The organism is Microbacterium hydrocarbonoxydans, from assembly GCF_900105205.1.
Classification (GTDB): domain Bacteria; phylum Actinomycetota; class Actinomycetes; order Actinomycetales; family Microbacteriaceae; genus Microbacterium; species Microbacterium hydrocarbonoxydans.
In genome coordinates this window covers 647,540-662,475 of record NZ_FNSQ01000005.1, presented here as the reverse complement: position 1 = coordinate 662,475, position 14,936 = coordinate 647,540, and the positions used below count along the sequence as shown (strand labels likewise).

The 14,936-nt window shown below is 69.2% G+C and carries 16 protein-coding genes; 13 read left to right on the top strand and 3 right to left on the bottom strand.

The window, feature by feature from the left end:
• Positions 1 to 25 precede the first annotated feature (25 nt).
• Both BLW44_RS03475 and BLW44_RS03470 read left to right on the top strand, forming a co-directional pair.
• The gene (locus BLW44_RS03475) at positions 26 to 886 is read left to right on the top strand and encodes a fumarylacetoacetate hydrolase family protein (RefSeq protein ID WP_060926346.1); all 861 of its coding nucleotides are present in this window, start codon (positions 26 to 28) and stop codon (positions 884 to 886) included.
• A complete protein-coding gene (locus BLW44_RS03470; protein WP_060926305.1) occupies positions 868 to 1,641 on the top strand; it encodes an SDR family NAD(P)-dependent oxidoreductase in 774 nt (257 codons plus the stop codon). The genes BLW44_RS03475 and BLW44_RS03470 overlap by 19 nt, the downstream gene beginning before the upstream one ends.
• Before the next feature lie 179 nt (positions 1,642 to 1,820).
• On the opposite strand, the gene BLW44_RS03465 is transcribed toward BLW44_RS03470, so the two are convergent.
• Entirely contained in the window at positions 1,821 to 2,801 is a 981-nt protein-coding gene (locus BLW44_RS03465) for an amidohydrolase family protein (RefSeq protein ID WP_060926347.1), read from the bottom strand.
• Between the two features lie 47 nt (positions 2,802 to 2,848).
• On the opposite strand from BLW44_RS03465, the gene BLW44_RS03460 reads away from it, so the two are divergent.
• Positions 2,849 to 3,526, top strand: a complete 678-nt coding sequence (locus BLW44_RS03460; protein ID WP_060926306.1) for a FadR/GntR family transcriptional regulator — start codon at positions 2,849 to 2,851, stop codon at positions 3,524 to 3,526.
• Positions 3,527 to 3,666: 140 nt separating this feature from the next.
• Here the strand turns inward: BLW44_RS03460 and BLW44_RS03455 are convergent, their stop codons facing one another.
• Positions 3,667 to 4,329, bottom strand: a complete 663-nt coding sequence (locus BLW44_RS03455) for a transaldolase family protein (RefSeq protein ID WP_060926307.1) — start codon at positions 4,327 to 4,329, stop codon at positions 3,667 to 3,669.
• 107 nt (positions 4,330 to 4,436) lie between these two features.
• Here BLW44_RS03455 and BLW44_RS03450 point away from each other — a divergent pair, with 107 nt between their 5' ends.
• From BLW44_RS03450 to BLW44_RS03425, 6 genes are all read left to right on the top strand, one after another.
• Positions 4,437 to 5,387 (top strand): ribokinase, encoded by a 951-nt coding sequence (locus BLW44_RS03450; RefSeq protein ID WP_060926308.1) that lies wholly within the window; start codon positions 4,437 to 4,439, stop codon positions 5,385 to 5,387.
• 18 nt (positions 5,388 to 5,405) lie between these two features.
• Positions 5,406 to 5,810, top strand: coding sequence for a D-ribose pyranase (gene rbsD, locus BLW44_RS03445; RefSeq protein WP_060926309.1), 405 nt, complete (start codon positions 5,406 to 5,408; stop codon positions 5,808 to 5,810).
• A 1-nt stretch (position 5,811) separates the two neighbouring features.
• Positions 5,812 to 6,615 (top strand): GntR family transcriptional regulator, encoded by an 804-nt coding sequence (locus BLW44_RS03440; protein WP_060926310.1) that lies wholly within the window; start codon positions 5,812 to 5,814, stop codon positions 6,613 to 6,615.
• A gap of 69 nt (positions 6,616 to 6,684) precedes the next feature.
• Positions 6,685 to 7,653: a hypothetical protein gene (locus BLW44_RS03435; RefSeq protein WP_139305234.1), complete on the top strand. Its 969-nt coding sequence runs from the start codon at positions 6,685 to 6,687 to the stop codon at positions 7,651 to 7,653.
• A 22-nt stretch (positions 7,654 to 7,675) separates the two neighbouring features.
• Positions 7,676 to 8,734, top strand: coding sequence for a PLP-dependent cysteine synthase family protein (locus BLW44_RS03430; RefSeq protein ID WP_060926312.1), 1,059 nt, complete (start codon positions 7,676 to 7,678; stop codon positions 8,732 to 8,734).
• A gap of 106 nt (positions 8,735 to 8,840) precedes the next feature.
• On the top strand, positions 8,841 to 9,353 hold the full coding sequence (locus tag BLW44_RS03425) for a glycine cleavage system transcriptional repressor (RefSeq protein ID WP_060926348.1): 513 nt from the start codon (positions 8,841 to 8,843) through the stop codon (positions 9,351 to 9,353).
• Between the two features lie 175 nt (positions 9,354 to 9,528).
• Here the strand turns inward: BLW44_RS03425 and BLW44_RS03420 are convergent, their stop codons facing one another.
• Entirely contained in the window at positions 9,529 to 10,248 is a 720-nt protein-coding gene (locus tag BLW44_RS03420) for a FadR/GntR family transcriptional regulator (RefSeq protein WP_060926349.1), read from the bottom strand.
• Positions 10,249 to 10,412: 164 nt separating this feature from the next.
• Here BLW44_RS03420 and BLW44_RS03415 point away from each other — a divergent pair, with 164 nt between their 5' ends.
• The 4 genes from BLW44_RS03415 to BLW44_RS03400 all read left to right on the top strand — a co-directional run bounded on the left by BLW44_RS03415 (position 10,413) and on the right by BLW44_RS03400 (position 14,899).
• On the top strand, positions 10,413 to 11,648 hold the full coding sequence (locus tag BLW44_RS03415) for an aminotransferase class V-fold PLP-dependent enzyme (RefSeq protein WP_060926313.1): 1,236 nt from the start codon (positions 10,413 to 10,415) through the stop codon (positions 11,646 to 11,648).
• An 81-nt stretch (positions 11,649 to 11,729) separates the two neighbouring features.
• The gene (locus BLW44_RS03410) at positions 11,730 to 13,043 is read left to right on the top strand and encodes an ABC transporter substrate-binding protein (protein ID WP_060926314.1); all 1,314 of its coding nucleotides are present in this window, start codon (positions 11,730 to 11,732) and stop codon (positions 13,041 to 13,043) included.
• A gap of 3 nt (positions 13,044 to 13,046) precedes the next feature.
• Positions 13,047 to 13,997, top strand: coding sequence for a carbohydrate ABC transporter permease (locus tag BLW44_RS03405; protein ID WP_060926315.1), 951 nt, complete (start codon positions 13,047 to 13,049; stop codon positions 13,995 to 13,997).
• Positions 13,994 to 14,899 carry a carbohydrate ABC transporter permease gene (locus tag BLW44_RS03400; protein ID WP_217632038.1) on the top strand — a complete coding sequence of 302 codons (906 nt, stop codon included), beginning with the start codon at positions 13,994 to 13,996 and terminating at the stop codon, positions 14,897 to 14,899. The genes BLW44_RS03405 and BLW44_RS03400 overlap by 4 nt, the downstream gene beginning before the upstream one ends.
• Positions 14,900 to 14,936: the final 37 nt, after the last annotated feature.

Sequence of the window (14,936 nt, the reverse complement as noted above, 5' to 3'; positions counted from 1 at the left end):
GGACACCGCACTGATCAGGAGAGACATGAAGTTCGCACGCCTAGGCCCGTCCGGCGCCGAGATTCCGGTGCTCATCGAGGGCGAGGAGTACCTCGACCTGCGTCCCGTGACATCCGATGTGAACGGCGACTTCCTGGCCGGAGACTTCCGCGCCCGCGTCGAATCCGCCCGCGCTGCCGGCGACCTTCCGGAGCTGCAGGGCGCCGCCGAGATGCGAATCGGAGCGCCGATCGCTCGTCCCAGCGCCGTCATCTGCATCGGCCAGAACTACGCGGCGCACGCCCGCGAGTCCGGCTCCGAGCCGCCGACTGTCCCGATCATGTTCCTGAAGACGCCGAACACCGTCGTCGGCCCGAACGATGCGGTCACGATCCCCCGCGGCAGCGAGAAGACCGACTGGGAGGTGGAGCTGGGCATCGTGATCGGCGCCCGCGCCTCGCACCTCGACTCTCCGGACGAGGCCGACGCCCACATCGCCGGCTACGTCACCGCCAACGACGTCTCGGAGCGCGCCTTCCAGATGGAGGTCTCCGGCGGGCAGTGGTCGAAGGGCAAGATCGCGCCGGGGTTCAACCCGACCGGCCCCTGGCTGGTCACTCCCGACGAGGTCCAGGTCGACGACCTGCGACTGCGCAGCTGGGTCAACGGCGAGCCGCGGCAGGACTCGAACACGAACGACATGATCTTCGACGTGCGCGCGATCGTGCACCACCTGTCGCAGTACGTCGCCCTGGAGCCCGGCGACCTCATCCTCACGGGCACCCCGCAGGGCGTCGCCTTCGGCGGGAAGTTCCCGTACCTGAAGGCGGGCGACGTGGTCGACATCGAGATCGAAGGACTCGGGCATCAGCGCCAGGAGTTCGTGGCATGGGAGGCACAGAAGTGAGCAGCGCACTCGACGGACTCGTCGCGATCGTCACCGGCGGAGCATCCGGCATCGGCGCGGCCATCGCCGCGCGCCTGAATGCCGACGGCGCGCAGATCGCGGTGCTCGACCGCGACACCTCGGGAGCGGATGCCGCCTTCGCCGCGTTCACGGCCGACGTGTCGGACCGCGCGTCGGTGGATGCCGCCGTGGCCGCCGTCGCCGAGAGGTTCGGCCGCATCGACATCGTCGTGAACAACGCCGGCGTCGGCGCGCAGGGCGACATCAGCGCGAACGACGACGACGAGTGGGCGCGAGTCCTCTCGATCAACGTCACCGGCATCGCCCGCGTCACCTCGGCGGCGCTGCCCTGGCTCAAGCAGTCGCCGAGCGCGGCGGTCTGCAACACGGCATCCATCGCGTCCACCACCGGCCTGCCGCAGCGCGCTCTGTACAGCGCGTCGAAGGGTGCGGTCTCGGCCCTCACGCGAGCCATGGCGGCGGACCATCTGCGCGAAGGCATCCGCGTCAACGCCGTGAACCCCGGCACCGCCGACACCCCCTGGGTCGGGAGGCTGCTCGACTCGGCCGACGACCCGCCCGCCGAGCGCGCCGCGCTCGAGGCTCGCCAGCCCCACGGCCGACTGGTGTCGCCGGACGAGGTCGCGGCAGCCGTCGCCTACCTCGTCAGCCCGGATGCCGGATCCACCACCGGCACGTTCATCGAGGTCGACGGCGGCATGGCGCAGCTGCGTCTGCGTCCCGTCGGCAGCTGAGTTCCGGGCCGGGTTCGGCACCGACTCCAGTCCCGATTCGCGGCCGATTCCGGTCCCGAACAGCACAGGGGGCCCCGAACCGCACACGATCCCCGATGGGGGCTGTGCGATTCGGGGCCCTCTGTGCAATCCGGGACGTGCAGTCCGGGAACGACGACCGACGAAGGACGAACGACGGCCTACGAGCGCTCGCCCCTCAGCCATCCGAGGATGCCGCGACGAGGCCGCTCCTCCCGCGCATCCGCGTGCGTCCGGCGTTCCCCGACCCGGTAGAACTCCTCGGCGTTGCGCCACAGGATCGCGTCGACGTCGTGTCCCCGGCGGTCGGCCCAGGCGATCACGGCATCCGCCCAGCGGCTGCGCGCCGTCGGCTGATACATCGGCGCTCCGTCGTCGTTCGCGTACGGATCGCCCGCCTCGGGCGGGCCGATCACCGACACCGGCCAGTCGCTGCCCCACAGCAGTCGCTCCACTCCGAAGGCGTCGGCGGCGGCGTCGAGGAACGGCTCCAGCTGCGCGGGCGACCAGTCCCCTCCGGCTTCGGCCGGCAGCCCCGACAGCTTGCAGCAGACGTTCGGATGCCGCGCGAGGTCGTCGAGGTCGCGCACCCACTCCATCGTCGGGGCGGCCGGAGCATCCGCCGTGCCCACCTCGGGCTTGCCGAGGTGGTCGAGCACCATCCGCAGCTCGGGCACCGCTCCGGCGAGACGCGAGATCTCCGGCAGCTGCGAGGAACGGATGCAGGCGTCGAACGCCCAGCCCCGCGCGGCGACCTCTCTGGCCCCGGTCACGAAGCCCGCGGAGACCGCCAGCCCGTCTGGTTCCCCCTGCAGGTTGTGCCGCACGCCGACGACGAGCGGCTCGGCTGCGAGTCCTTCGAGGTGCGCGGTCGTGTCGGTGCCGCGGTCCAGCCGAGCACCGGCGACGATGCCGACGACGCCGATCGCGGGCGCGAGTCCAGCCACCCAGCGCACCTCGTCGAGGAAGTCGTCTTCGATCGTCTCGGCCTGCACGAAGATCGAGTGCTCCGTGGTGGCCCGTTCGAGCCGGGCGTGCTCGATCTCGGTCCGGCCGAACAGCCAGGCCAGCGGCCCCTCGAGCCAGGTGTAGTGCAGAATCTCGGGATCCCAGAGGTGCAGGTGCGAATCGAGTACGCGCATGTCCACCATCCTGCCCCAGACATCCGATGAATGGCTAGGATGACGCCATGGCAGTGACAGACGATGCGATCGAGAAGATCAAGGCGATGATCGTATCGGGCGAACTCGCCCCCGGCGATCGGCTGCCACCGGAGAAGGAGCTCTCCGAACGGCTCGGACTCTCCCGCAACTCGATGCGCGAGGCGGTCAAGGCGCTCGAGGTCATTCGCGTCCTCGATGTGCGCCGCGGCGACGGCACCTATGTGACCAGTCTCGAGCCGCACCTGCTGCTGGAGGCGATCTCGTTCGTCGTCGACATGCACGACGACGACTCGATGCTCGAGATCTTCGCGGTCAGGCGGATGCTGGAATCCCAGGCCACCGGCCTCGCCGCGACCCTCGGCAGCGACGACGCGATCGGGGAGCTCGAACGCGAGGTCGACTCCATCGACCCGACCGTCAGCATCGAGGCGCTGGTCGAGCACGACATCCGCTTCCACCGGGAGATCGTCGCGATGGCGGGCAACGCCTACCTCGCGAGCCTCATCGAGCACCTGAGCAGTCAGACCGTCCGCGCCCGCGTCTGGCGAGGGCTCACCGAGGGCGGCGCCGTCGAGCGCACCCTGTCGGAGCACCGGGCGATCGCCGACGCCATCGCCCGGCGGGATTCCGGTCTCGCGACCTCGCTCGCCACCGCGCACATCGCCGGTGTCGAGCGGTGGCTGCGCCAAGCGGCATCCGCCTGAGTCGTTCACTTCTCAGCACAGACGCATCCTCGACGACCGCAGACCTGCGGAACCGTGCGGAGCCAGTCCGCCGACTGCCGCATCCATGCTGAGTCGTGAACGAGGCGGCCCGAGCATCAGGCCCCGAGGCGGCCCGAGCATCAGGCCCCGAGACGCCCCATCGCCGCGTCGAACTCCGCGGCCGAGCCGTCGCTGACCTCGTTGTACAACAGCTGCTCGATCACATCGGGCGCGGCCGTGAAGTACGGCACTCCGGCCAGGCGCAGTCCGGTGATGTCCTCCGGTGAGCGCAGGCTCGCGGCGAGCACGTTCGACGAGCTGCCCACGCAGACCTCCTGCATCCGCGCGATCACCGCGTCGCCGTCGATGCCGGCATCCCGCATCCGCCCGAGATACGGCGCGATGTACTGCACACCGATCGAGGCGCAGGCCAGCGCCTGACCCACCGTGTACACCGCGGTCACCAGCACCGTCGCACCATCGCGCACCAGAGCGGATGCCGCGGCGAACCCGTCGCGCGTCGCGGGCACCTTCACGACGACCCGCTCCCCCAGAGCACGGATGCCCTCGGCGTTGCGGAGGAAGGCGGCGGTGTCGCCGCCCCAGGTCTGGAAGAAGATCTCGCGCGCACCCTCCTCGGTCCACCGGGCGTACAGGTCGGGAATCTCGGCGGCGGTGCGACGGCCGCGCTCGAGGATGGTCGGGTTTGTCGTGACGCCGTGCACCACTCCCGCGGCCAGGAGCGACGAGACCCGGTCGGTGTCCGCGCTGTCGACGTAGAGGCGGGGGGCGAGCGCGGTCATCGGGTCTCCTCGGGCGCAACCTGTCGTTACAGGTTGGGTTTCGGCTAATGTAATGACAGCCGCGGAGGATGTCAAAGCGCCCCGCATCGACGACGATCAGGAGTGCCATGACAGCCGCCGCCTCGCCCGATCGCACCGGGGTGGTCATCGTCGGCAGCGTGACCGCTGATGTGACGACCTTCTCGACCCGGCTTCCAGCACGCGGTGAGACGATCCTCGGCGAACAGTTCACCCTGATGCTCGGCGGCAAGGGCGCCAACCAGGCGGTCGCGGCCGGACGCTCCGGCGCCCGGACGAGCTTCGTCGGATGCGTCGGAGACGACCTCTTCCACGACCTGGTGGTCGACGGTCTGAGCAAGGCCGGGGTCGACCTCACGCACCTGCGCACCGTGCCCGGCCCGACGGGCATCGCTCACATCCGCGTCGACGCGTCGGCGCAGAACGACATCGTGATGGTGCCGTTGGCCAATGCAGCTCTCAGCACCGAGCAGATCGATGCCGCACTGGCCGCGCTCGCCCCCACGACCTCGGTGCTGCTCACCCAGCTCGAGACGCCGTCGGCTCTGACCGCGCACATCACCGCACGGGGCCGCGAGCACGGGATGACCGTCATCCTGGACCCCGCTCCCGCAGCTCCTCTCGACGACGCGGTCTGGGCGACCATCGACATCGTGACCCCCAACGAGACCGAGGCCTCGGTGCTGAGCGGCATCGAGGTGACGGATGCCGCCACCGCCGCCGAGGCAGGCCGCTGGTTCCTCGACCGCGGCGTCGGCGCGGCCGTGATCACCCTCGCCGGCCAGGGCTCGTGCGTGGTGACGGCGGAGGGAGCATCCGTCGTCCCGCCGTTCCCGGTCGAGGCGGTCGACACCACTGCGGCAGGGGACGCCTACGCCGGATACCTCGGCGCCGCCCTCGCGAACGGCCGGAACCTCACGGAGGCCGTACGGCTCGCGACCGCCGCCGGTGCCCTCGCCGTGACGAAGCAGGGCGCGTCGCCCAGCCTTCCGCTGCGCGCCGAGGTCGAGGCGTTCCTGGCCGCCCGAGAAGCACACTGACCTCCCGGAGGAGACACCATGCGCAAGACCCCGACGACGATCAATCCCGCCCTGTCTCGCGTGATCAGCGAGACGGGCCACACCGATCTGCTGGTCGTGACCGATGCCGGGCTGCCCATCCCTCCGGGTTCCGAGCGCATCGACCTCGCCTATCGGCCTGGCGCTCCGGCCTTCTTCGACGTGCTCGACACGGTCCTCGCCGAGCTCGTCGTCGAGGGCGCCACCGTCTCGGAGGAGGTCGCCGAGAAGAGCCCCGAGGTGCTGGCCGCCCTGCGCGAGCGCTTCGCCGACGAGGACTTCGAGATCGAGCTCATCCCGCACGTCGAGTTCAAGAAGCTCACCCACTCGGCCCGTGCGTTCGTGCGCTCGGGCGAGTTCACCCCCTACGCGAACGTGATCCTGCATGCGGGAGTGGCGTACTGAGATGAAGGACTCGATCGACCGCCACTCCGCGGCGCCCATGTACGACCAGCTCCGGCAGCTGATCATCGACGGCATCACCCGCGACGGTCTGCAGCCGGGCGACCCGCTGCCAGGGGAGCACCGCCTGTGCGAGCGCTACGGCATCTCCCGCACGGTGGTGCGTCAGGCGCTCGCGCAGCTCGAGCACGAAGGACTCGTCGAGCGCGTCAAGGGCAAAGGCACGTTCGTGTCGCGGCCACGCACGAGCGAGAGCCTCGTGCACACGCTGATCGGACTCTACGACGACGTCGAACGCCGAGGAGGTCACGTGCACAGCGACGTGCTGCGGCACGAGGAGACCCTCGCCGACGACGAGATCGCCGCGGCGCTCGAGGTCGAGGTCGGTGCGCCCGTGGTCGTGCTCGAACGTCTGCGCCACGTCGACGGCGAACCCTGGTCGCTGTCGACGACATGGATGCCCGAGCCGGTCGGCCGGGTCACACTCGGCGTCGATCTGTCGGAGGCGTCGCTGTACCGACTGCTCGCCGAGAACGGGATCGTGGCGACGAGCGGCGTGCGCTCGGCCGAGGCGACCGTCGCGACGCACGAGCAGGCGCAGCACCTGGGCGTGAGCGCTGGCTCGGCGCTGCTGCGGCTGCGGAGCGTCAGCAGGGGCGCCGACGGCATCCCGATGGAGTACTTCGTGGCGCACCACCGCGGTGATAGGTCGCGCTTCGAGTTCCAGCTGCAGCAGGAGCAGTCCCAGGCATCCCTTCTGCACGTGGACGGCGACGGGAGCACCTCCCGCGCGGGCACGGTGCGGTAGGCGAGCGAGCTGACCTACCGGGGCTGTGCCCGCTAGCCTGAAAGCGGAGCACGCGTCGCATCGGATGACGTGAGCAGGGGGGGCAACACGATGGTCGACGACGCGCACTCGAACGGTTCGGAGCCGGATGCTGTCATCCCGCCGCCTCCGGCTGCACCCCCTGGGGACCTGGCGTCCTCCGTTCCGCTGGCGCCGCCACTGAGCGGACCGCCCGCTCCTCCTGCGCCGCACGCGCCCCACCCGCCGGCAGCGGGTCGCCCGTTCGGACCGCCCGCCCCGCCGCTGCCGCCCTATGCCTCGGCTCCGCAGGCCGGGCAGTACCCGCCGCAGTATCCGGCCGGGCAGTACCCGGCCGGGCAGTACCCGCCGCAGTATCCGGCAGGGCAGCCGAGCCAGTTTCCGGCGCAGCCAGGGCAGTACCCGGTCGGGCAGCAGCCGTCGGCCCCCTACGGTTCCGAGTACCCGTACCCCGCGGCGCCCCCGACTCGCCCTTCGCGCTCCGGCAGGACGGTCGGCATCGTCGTCGCGGCCGTCGCGGCTTTCGTGCTGCTCGTCGTCGTCGGCATCGGGGTGGCTGTGAGCCTCCTGCTGGGCTCGAGCAGCGATCCCGTCTCCGCTCCTCCGCTGCCGTCGGTGACGGCGGCGCCCACCGCGCCCTCCGACGAACCGTCTGCGGAGGAGCCGCCGTCCGATGACCCCGGTGACGCAGATGCATCCGGGATCGCCGACGTGCTGCAGTCGAAGATCGACGAGTACAAGCAGCTTCGAGACAGTGGGGCGTTGTGGGAGAAGATCCCCGACAACGAGTTCAACCGCACCGCCGTGTCGGCGTTCCTGTACTTCCTCGTCGACATGAAGTCGGCGACCCTCTGGGGCGTCGACGAGGCACAGGCGCAGGAGTATCAGGAGCGGATGACGATGCTCGAGGAGCGCCTGCTCGCTCAGCAGCCGCTCGGCGACGACATCAAGATCACCCTCGAAGACAAGGTCTTCACGTACGACGGCGAGACGGGCGAGGGCGGATACGTCGAGGAGTGACGCGCGCGTTACGCTCGAGAGCATGAGCGACTGGACCAGCACCGCGATCGCCCTGCTGGAGGCCGACGCGAACCGCAGCGCTGACACACACCTGCACCTCTTCCCCCTGCCACCCGAGTGGGGCATCGACCTGTACCTCAAGGACGAGTCGGTGCATCCGACCGGGTCGCTCAAGCACCGCCTCGCGCGCTCGCTGATCCTGTACGGCCTGGTCAACGGACGCATCACCGAGGACTCGACGCTCGTGGAGTCCTCGAGCGGGTCGACCGCGGTGTCCGAGGCGTATTTCGCGCGGATGCTGGGGCTCCCGTTCGTCACGGTGGTGCCCCGGTCGACGAGCCAGGAGAAGGTCGACCTCATCGAGTTCTACGGCGGGCGCTGCCACTTCGTCGACCGTGCAGAGGACATGTCTCCCGAGGCGCAGCGCCTGGCATCCGAGTGTCATGGGCATTACCTCGACCAGTTCACGTTCGCGGAGCGGGCGACCGACTGGCGCGGCAACAACAACATCGCCGAGAGCGTGTTCAGCCAGTTGTCGCAGGAGCGGCATCCGATCCCGCGCTGGATCGTGGTGGGAGCCGGCACCGGCGGCACGAGCGCGACGTTCGGCCGATATGTGAAGTACCGCCGACACGAGACGCAGATCGCCGTCGTCGACCCCGAGGGTTCGGCGTTCTACGACGGCTGGGCGGGAACCATCGATCCGCCGGCCGGACGCCCCAGCCGCATCGAGGGGATCGGCCGCCCGCGGGTCGAGGCTTCGTTCGTGCCGACGGTGATCGACGAGATGATCCGGGTGCCCGATGCGGGCTCGATCGCCGCGATCCGCATGCTCCGCGAGCGCACCCTGCACCTCGCCGGTGGCTCGACGGGCACCAACCTGTACGGGGCGTTCCAGCTGATCGCGCGCATGCGCGCCGCCGGGGAGACCGGCAGCATCGTCACGCTGATCTGCGACAGCGGCATCCGCTATGCCGGCACCTACTTCAACGACGAGTGGGTCGCCGAGCAGGGCTGGGACCTCGCCCCGCACCGCGCCCGCCTCGACCACTTCCTCGACACCGGCGTCTGGGTCGACTGACCCGCGTTCACAATTCAGCACGAACCCCGCAGACCGGCCTGCCGACCACGGATTTCGCGTGCTCTCTCAGCGTTGGTGCTGCATAGTGAACGACTACGCTGGCCGCATGACTACTCTCATCCTCACTGTCGCGGGTGCTGATCGCCCCGGGCTCGTCGCAGCCGTCGCCGATGTCGTCGATGCCCACGGCGGGAACTGGGAGAACAGCTCGCTGGCCGAGCTCGCCGGCACCTTCGCGGGCGTGATCGAGGTGTCCGTCGCCCCTGAGCGCGCCGAGGAGCTCGAGCGTGCGCTGCGCGGCCTACAGGGTCAGGGACTGCTGACGCTCGCCGTCCTCACCGGCACACCGGCTGAGGATGCGCCCGATCAGGTGCTCGAGATCCAGGTGCTCGGCAACGACCGCCCCGGCATCGTCCGCGAGGTGTCCGGAGTGCTCAGCGCCCACGACCTCAGCATCGAGGAGCTGGCGACCGAGACCCGCGATGCCGCGATGGCCGGTGGTCGGCTGTTCGAAGCGTCGGTGGTGGCCAGGGTGCCCGCGTCGGTCGACCTCGACGCGCTGCGCCGCGACCTCGAGCGCATCGCCACCGAGGTCCAGGTCGACATCACCCTCGCCTGACCCCCACTCACGTCCGACCTCGCGCCCGCCCTGCTCATCACGTCCACACAATCTGCACATCACGTCCGCCCGATCTGCACAGGTTGCCACGCCCCGCACACGAAACGACTGCACCCCTGTGCAGTCCGGGGCGACCTGTGCATCCCGGCACAGCCGCCCACAGAAGGGCACGAGATCAGTCGGTCTCGACCGCCGGCCCCTCGGTGCCCACGCGCGTGTCCGCCTCGGTGTACCGCCGCACCCAGTACTCGGTCTGGGCCACATGAGCGGACGCCGCAGCCGACGCCGCGACCGGATCGGCGGCGGCGAGTCCGCGCAGGATCGCGCGGTGCCCGGCATCCGAATGCAGCTTGAGCTCGGCCGCGTCGCCGGCATCCGGGATGCGATAGGCCCGCGACCGTGAGCGCAGCACGTCGATCAGGCTCGTGAGCGCGTCGTTACCCGCCACCTCCGAGATCGTCATGTGGAAGGCGTGGTCGAGTCGGGAGTGGTCCTCGAAGTCGTCGCTGGCCTCGATCTCGTCGAGCACGCCGCTGAGCGTCTCGATCGTGGTCGCGTCGATGCGGGCGGCGGCGAGCGCGGCGGCATGAGGTTCGAGCACCCGACGCAGCTCGGTCAGCTCCAGCACGCCGGCCATCGGCAGCAGCCCGACCGTGAGCGACAGGCTGCCGATCAGATCGGCGGCCCGCAGCTCGCTCACATAGCTGCCGGAGCCGTGCCGGGTCTCGAGCACGCCGAGTGCGGCCAGCATGCGGATGGCTTCGCGCAGCGACCCTCGTGAGACGCCGAGCGTCTCGCACAGCTCGCCCTCGCTCGGCAGGCGGTCGCCAGGGCGCAACGCGCCGTCGGCGATCAGCGCGCGCAGTCCGTGCAGCGCTGTGTCCAGTGCGCTCATCGTCATCCTCCTGACACCGCCGATCCCCCTGCCGAGTCTGTCGGACGCAGACCCTTCCTCAAATTCGTATGACAACTATGTTTCATCATCACGTTTTCGTAGCCATTTCGGAAGCCGTGTGGCAAAGTTGTGCAACAACTCCCCCACTGCACCGACGAGGACCGATGCCCGCACCACTCTTTCCCGCACCGCTCACGCTGAACTCCGGCATGCGAGCCCGTGACGCGTGGCCCCTCGACCCCGCAGTGATCCACCTGAACCATGGATCCTTCGGCGCGGTTCCCACGGCCGTCGTCGAGCAGCAGGATGCCCTGCGCCGCCGCGCCGACCTCAGCCCGGTCGAGTGGTTCCCCCGCATCGCCGAGCGGGTGCGCGACGCCCGCGAGCGCACGGCTCCGTTCCTCGGCGCCCACGCCGAGGACAGCGTCTTCGTCCCGAACGCGTCGGCCGCCGCGACCGTCGTCTACAACGCCCTGCGCCTCGAGCGCGGCGACGAGATCCTCGTCACCGACCAGGGTTACGGCGCGATCACGATGGGCGCGCAGCGCCTGGCCCGCCGCTTCGGCGCATCCGTCCGCGCGGTCGAGCTGCCGCTGCTCGCCTCCGACGACGAGGTCGTGCAGCGCTTCGCCGATGCGCTCACCCCGACCACCCGCCTGATCGTCGTCGACCAGATCACCTCCCCCACCGCTCGCGTGCTGCCGACCCGGCGCATCGCCGAGCTCGCGGCGCAGCGCGGCATTCGCACGCTCGTCGACGGAGCGCACGCCCCAGGTCTCATCCCGGATGCCGCGGCTGTCGCCGGCGGCGACTGGTGGTTCGGGAACCTGCACAAGTGGCCCTGCGCCCCGCGCGGCTCTGCCCTGCTCGTGACGACCGCCCCCGACCGCGACGACCTCTGGCCGCTGATCGACTCGTGGGCGGCGAACGAGGCCTACCCTGAGCGCTTCGACACCCAGGGCACGATCGATGCGACGACCTACCTCGCCACCCCCGCCTCGATCGAGTTCATCGAGGCCGAGTTCGGCTGGCACAACGCCCGCCAGGCGATGGCGCAGATGGCGGATGCCGGAGCCGAGATCATCGCCGAGGGTCTGCGGCCCTACGGTGACGAAGACCCACTCACGCCGCTGCCGTCCCCCGTGCCGTCGATGCGACTGGTCCGGCTGCCCCTCGGTCTCGGCTCCACCCGTGAGGAGGCCGACGCCCTGCGCATGGACCTGCTCGACGAGACCGGCGTCGAGACGGCGTTCACGAGCTTCCGCGGAGTCGGCTACTTCCGTCTCTCGGCGCACCTGTACACCGAAGCGTCGGACTTCGAGGCGTTCGTCGAGCGCTGCATCCCGCAGATCCTCCGCCGTGCCGGCATCCGCACCGCCGACTCGATCATCGTCTCCTGACCCGCCTGACCCGACCGCACCACCCGATCCACCCCACCACCTACCCGACCCCCCACCACCACACCAATTGAGAGGCATCTCGTGAAGAAGAACAGAATCTTGACGACCGCCGCGGGACTCGGCACCGTCGCCGCGCTCGCGCTCACCGGCTGCTCTGCAGGCGGCGGCGAATCCGCCGACGGCACCGTCACCCTGCAGATGGTCGAGAGCCTGACCAACCCTGCCCGCACCGACCTGATCCGCGGCCTCCTCGACGAGTTCGAGAAGGAGAACCCCGACATCAAGGTCAACCTGGTCTCGCCGCCCACCGAGCAGGCCGACCAGAAGATCCAGCAGATGCTGCAGTCCGGCAAGGGCGTCGACGTCCTCGAGGTCCGCGACATCACCGTCGGCCCGTTCGCCAACAACGGCTGGCTGCACGACCTCTCGGGCGACCTCGAGAAGTGGGACGGCTGGGATGCTCTGACCGACAACGCGCAGTCCGCGTCGGTGGCCGCGGACGGCAAGAGCTACTTCGTGCCGTACGGCTTCTACGGCCTCTCGCTGTTCTACCGCACCGACCTGGTCGAGGCGGCGGGCTTCGACGGCCCCCCGCACAGCTGGAAGGATCTGCTCGAGCAGGCCAGCGCCATCCAGGACCCGTCGAACAACATCTACGGGTACGCGTTCCGCGGCGGTCAGAACGCCAACAGCAACGTCGTCGCCGCGATCGAGGCCTACACGATCGACGACCTCGACGTCGACGACGCGTTCCTGATGGAGGACGGGTCGACCATCTTCGCCGCCCCCGAGGCGCAGGATGCCGTCGACGACTACTTCGACCTCTTCAAGAAGGCCTCCCCGCCGTCCGCCGTCTCGTGGGGCTACCCCGAGATGGTCGCGGGCTTCACGAACGGCACCACGGCGTTCCTGCTGCAGGACCCCGAGGTGATCGCCACCGTGCAGGACTCGTCGCTGACCGAAGACCAGTGGGACACCGCTCCGCTGCTCGTCGGCCCCTCGGGCAAGGCCGCGCAGCCGCTGGCCGTCGCCGGTTGGGGTGTCGCGGAGAAGAGCGAGCACCAGGATGCCGCGGTCAAGCTCGTCGAGTTCCTCTCGTCCGCTGAGCCCGCGACCGAGTTCGCCCAGGCCAACAGTCTCGTCCCGATCATCTCGGAGGCCGCTGACGACGAGTTCTACTCCTCGGGCCCGTGGACGAGCTACGTCACGATGACGGAGGACCCCGAGACGTACGTCAACGTGCGTCAGCCGCGTGGCGTCAGCTGGTGGACCGAGTGGATCCAGAAGTCCGACCAGGATGTGCAGAACGTGCTGCTCGGCAACATGTCGACGAGCGAGCTGCTCGAGTCGTGGGACACCTTCTGGACCGAGAAGTACGCCGCGGAAAAGGGCTGATCCGTGACCCGGACCACTCTCGAAGGGGGCTCCGTCGGCACCGCCGGCGGGGCCTCCCCGGCATCCCGCCGGCGCCGCCCGTTCCGTGGCCGCCACGCGCTGACGCTGCTGGCCTTCATGGCCCCGGCGATCGTGTTCGTGTGCTGGTTCACCTACTGGCCCATGCTGCAGGGCGCACGCATGGCCTTCCACGACTGGAACCTGTGGGACCTGACCTCGACTCCGTGGGTCGGCTTCGACAACTTCGTGACCGTCTTCCAGGATCCGGCCTTCCCCGTCGTCGCGTGGAACTCCGTGCTGTGGGTCGTCGGCTCGCTCGTGCCGCAGCTCGTGATCGGCTTCCTGATCGCGCTCGCTCTGCGCAAGCGCTTCCGTTTCCGCGGGCTCTACCAGGCGCTCGTGTTCTTCCCCTGGGCGGTCTCCGGCTTCCTGATCGGGATGCTGTTCCGCTGGATGTTCAACGCCGAGTTCGGCGTCGTGAACGACCTGCTCATGAAGGCAGGGCTGATCGACGCCCCGCTGCCCTGGCTGGCGGATCCGAAGCTCGCGATGTTCGCGGTCATCGTCGCCAACATCTGGTACGGCGTGACCTTCTTCGCGATCATGATCCTCGCGGCTCTGCAGTCCGTACCCGATGAGATGCTCGAAGCGGCGAGCCTCGACGGTGCGGGCAAGGTGCGCCAGCTGTTCTCGATCATCATCCCGTACATCTCGATGACGCTGCTGCTGACGATCCTGCTGCGCATCATCTGGATCTTCAACTTCCCCGACATCATCTACGCGATGACGAACGGCGGGCCGGCGAACCAGACCCACATCATCACGACGTGGATGATCAACTACACGCAGCAGGGCAACTACGGCATCGCGAGCGCGATCGGACTCATCGTCGTCGCCTTCCTGTTCGTGTTCTGCGCGTTCTACCTCATGGCGATGCGGAGGGTCCAGCGATGACCATCACCGGCACCACGGTCACCGAGACCCGGCGTCTCACCGTCCCCGACATCGCGAAGGCACCCCGCCCGAAGCGCAGGGTCTCGGTCGGCGGCGTCGTGCGCGTCGTCGGTCTCGCGCTCTGGCTCGTCATCACGCTGTTCCCGCTGTACTGGATCGCGCTGACGTCGTTCAAGTCGCCGGGCACGATCAACAGGTTCCCGATCGAGTACTGGCCGAGCGAGCCGTCGCTCGACAACTACGTGAGCCTGTTCGAACAGAGCTCGTTCGGGGTGTTCCTCGGCAACTCCGCGCTGGTGGCGACGATCGCGGGTGCGGTGGCGACCCTGATCGCGCTGCTGAGCGCCTACGTGATCGCCCGGTTCGAGTTCCGCGGCAAGGGCACGGTGCTGGTCGCCTTCCTGCTCACGCAGATGATCCCCGCGTTCATCGCGCTCGGACCGCTGTACTCGATGATGACCGACCTGGGCCTCGTCGACACCAAGCCCGGTCTGATCCTGGTGTACATCGCGGTCTGCATCCCGTTCTCCACCGTGATGCTCCGGGGCTTCTTCGAGAACGTCCCCGACGCACTCGAGGAGGCTGCGATGATCGACGGATGCTCCCGCTTCGGCGCCCTGTTCCGGGTGCTCGTGCCTGTGATGACCCCCGGAATCATCGCGGCGTTCATCTTCAACTTCGTGAACTGCTGGAACGAGCTGTTCCTCTCGGTCGTCCTGATGAACACGGATGAGAACCGCACAGTGCCCTCGGCGCTGAACGGGTTCATCTCGACCTTCAACATCGACTGGGGATCCATGTCGGCGGCCGCCGTGCTGACGATCCTGCCGACCATGGCGATGTTCGCTCTCGCGAGCCGCTGGATCGTGCAGGGCCTCACGGCCGGAGCCGTCAAGGAGTAAGCACATCCGGAGATGACGAAGGCCGCCGCCCCTCAGG

Excerpts from the sequence above, each read along its gene's own strand:
- BLW44_RS03475 (WP_060926346.1), top strand. The coding sequence starts at position 26 with ATGAAGTTCGCACGCCTAGGCCCGTCCGGCGCCGAGATTCCGGTGCTC.
- BLW44_RS03470 (WP_060926305.1), top strand. The coding sequence starts at position 868 with ATGGGAGGCACAGAAGTGAGCAGCGCACTCGACGGACTCGTCGCGATC.
- BLW44_RS03465 (WP_060926347.1), bottom strand. The coding sequence starts at position 2,801 with ATGCGCGTACTCGATTCGCACCTGCACCTCTGGGATCCCGAGATTCTG.
- BLW44_RS03460 (WP_060926306.1), top strand. The coding sequence starts at position 2,849 with ATGGCAGTGACAGACGATGCGATCGAGAAGATCAAGGCGATGATCGTA.
- BLW44_RS03455 (WP_060926307.1), bottom strand. The coding sequence starts at position 4,329 with ATGACCGCGCTCGCCCCCCGCCTCTACGTCGACAGCGCGGACACCGAC.
- BLW44_RS03450 (WP_060926308.1), top strand. The coding sequence starts at position 4,437 with ATGACAGCCGCCGCCTCGCCCGATCGCACCGGGGTGGTCATCGTCGGC.
- rbsD (WP_060926309.1), top strand. The coding sequence starts at position 5,406 with ATGCGCAAGACCCCGACGACGATCAATCCCGCCCTGTCTCGCGTGATC.
- BLW44_RS03440 (WP_060926310.1), top strand. The coding sequence starts at position 5,812 with ATGAAGGACTCGATCGACCGCCACTCCGCGGCGCCCATGTACGACCAG.
- BLW44_RS03430 (WP_060926312.1), top strand. The coding sequence starts at position 7,676 with ATGAGCGACTGGACCAGCACCGCGATCGCCCTGCTGGAGGCCGACGCG.
- BLW44_RS03425 (WP_060926348.1), top strand. The coding sequence starts at position 8,841 with ATGACTACTCTCATCCTCACTGTCGCGGGTGCTGATCGCCCCGGGCTC.
- BLW44_RS03420 (WP_060926349.1), bottom strand. The coding sequence starts at position 10,248 with ATGAGCGCACTGGACACAGCGCTGCACGGACTGCGCGCGCTGATCGCC.
- BLW44_RS03415 (WP_060926313.1), top strand. The coding sequence starts at position 10,413 with ATGCCCGCACCACTCTTTCCCGCACCGCTCACGCTGAACTCCGGCATG.
- BLW44_RS03400 (WP_217632038.1), top strand. The coding sequence starts at position 13,994 with ATGACCATCACCGGCACCACGGTCACCGAGACCCGGCGTCTCACCGTC.